2 protein-coding genes are annotated in these 2,221 nt (G+C 63.8%); both read left to right on the forward strand.

What is annotated here, in order from left to right:
- Positions 1–979, forward strand: a 979-nt coding sequence (locus EN994_RS28165; protein ID WP_127307995.1) for an acetyl-CoA C-acetyltransferase, incomplete at its 5' end; no start/stop codon positions are given.
- Between the two features lie 14 nt (positions 980–993).
- The coding region (locus EN994_RS28170; RefSeq protein WP_206530515.1) for an enoyl-CoA hydratase-related protein at positions 994–2,221 on the forward strand (1,228 nt) is incomplete at its 3' end.

Genomic DNA, 2,221 nt, shown 5'->3' on the forward strand with positions numbered 1-2,221 from the left:
CTACGACACCAAGGCGCCCGGCATGCAGATCTCACGCTTCTGCGCTTCCGGGCTCGACGCCATCAATTTCGGTGCCGCCAAGATCGCGCAGGGAGCGGACGAGATCGTCATTGCCGGCGGTGTCGAATCGATGTCGCGCGTCGGCATGGGCGCCTCGGGCGGTGCCTGGTTCATGGATCCTTCGGTCGGCCTGCCCGGCTGGTTCGTGCCGCAAGGCATCTCGGCCGACCTGATCGCCACCAAATACGGCTTCAGCAGAGACGACGTCGACGCCTATGCGGTCGAGAGCCAGAAGCGCGCCGCCAAATCCTGGGCGGATGGCCGCTTCAAGAAATCCGTCATTCCGATCAAGGACCAGAACGGCCTGACCATCCTCGACCATGACGAGCATATGCGCCCGTCGACCGACATGCAGTCGCTGGCCTCGCTCAACCCGTCCTTCGTCATGCCCGGCGAAATGGGCGGCTTCGATGCGGTCGCGGTGCAGAAGCATCCCGAAGTGGAAGAGGTCAACCACGTCCATCATGCCGGCAATTCGTCCGGCATCGTCGATGGTGCGGCGGCCGTGCTGCTCGGTTCGAAGAAGGCCGGCAAGGCGATGGGGCTGAAGCCCCGCGCGCGTATCCGCACCTTCGCCAACATCGGCTCCGAGCCTGTGCTGATGCTGACCGGTCCGGTCGACGTCACCGAGAAGCTGTTGAAGCGCGCCAAGATGAAGCTCTCGGACATCGACCTGTTCGAGCTCAACGAAGCCTTCGCTTCGGTGGTGCTGCGCTACATGCAGGCTTTCGACATTCCGCATGACAAGATCAACGTCAATGGCGGTGCCATCGCCATGGGTCATCCGCTCGGCGCCACCGGCGCGATGATCTTCGGCACGGTGCTGGACGAACTCGAGCGGCGCGATCTCAACACCGCTCTGGTGACGCTGTGCATCGGCGCCGGCATGGGCACCGCAACCATCATCGAACGCGTCTGACGGGGAGAGAAACGATGAGCTACACCAATTTCGCCCTCGACACCGACGCCGACGGCATTGCGCTGGTCACCTGGGACATGCCCGGCCGTTCGATGAACGTCTTCACCGAAGAGGCGATGCGGGAATTGAACGCCATTGTCGACAAGGTGGCTGGTGACGCCGCCATCAAGGGCGCCGTGATCACCTCCGGCAAGGATACCTTCTCCGGCGGTGCAGATATCTCTTTGCTGCAGAAGATGCTGACGACCTTCGCCGCGGAAAAGGGCAAGGACGCCGAAAAGGCGACCAAGGCGCTGTTCGACAATGCCGGCATGATGACCGGCCTGTTCCGCAAGCTGGAAACATCAGGAAAGCCGTGGGTGTCGGCGATCAACGGCACCTGCATGGGCGGCGCCTTCGAATTGTCGCTCGCCTGCCACGGCCGTGTCGCCGCCGATAGCGACAAGGTGAAGATGGCGCTTCCCGAGGTGAAGATCGGCATCTTCCCGGGCGCCGGCGGCACCCAGCGCGTGCCGCGGCTGACCGATCAGCAGCAGGCGTTGCAGATGCTGACCTCCGGCCAGACGCTGTCGCCGCAGAAGGCCAAGTCGATGGGCCTGATCCATGAGATCGCCGAGCCGACAAGGTTGGTCGAGACCGCCAAGGCGATGATCAGGAATGGCCTGAAGCCGGTGGCGCCATGGGACGAGAAAGGTTTCAAGCTGCCCGGCGGCCAGATCTATTCGCCGGCCGGTTTCAATCTGTGGCCGCCGGCCATCGCCATCCTGCGCCGCGAGACCTATGGCAACTATCCGGCCGCCGCCGCGATCCTCAAATGCGTCTATGAAGGCCTGCTGGTGCCATTCGACACCGCCTTGCGCATCGAGCAGCGCTATTTCACCGAGATCATGCAGACCAGGGAAGCGGCGGCGATGATCCGCTCGCTGTTTGTGTCGCTGCAGGAACTGAACAAGGGCGCCCGCCGCCCGGCCGGCGTGCCCGAAACCAAGTTCAAGAAGATCGGCATTCTCGGCGCCGGCTTCATGGGCGCCGGCATCGCCTATGTCACCGCCAAGGCCGGCATCCCGGTGGTGCTGCTCGACCGTGATCTGGAGTCGGCCGCCAAGGGCAAGGCGCATTCCGACAGCCTGGTCTCGGATCAGGTCAAGAAGGGCCGCGCCAAGCCGGAGGACAAGGACAAACTGCTGTCGCTGATCACGCCGACGGCGGACTACGCCGACCTTGCCGGCTGCGATCTGGTGG

Source organism: Mesorhizobium sp. M7A.F.Ca.CA.002.09.1.1 (assembly GCF_003998555.1).
GTDB lineage: Bacteria > Pseudomonadota > Alphaproteobacteria > Rhizobiales > Rhizobiaceae > Mesorhizobium > Mesorhizobium ciceri.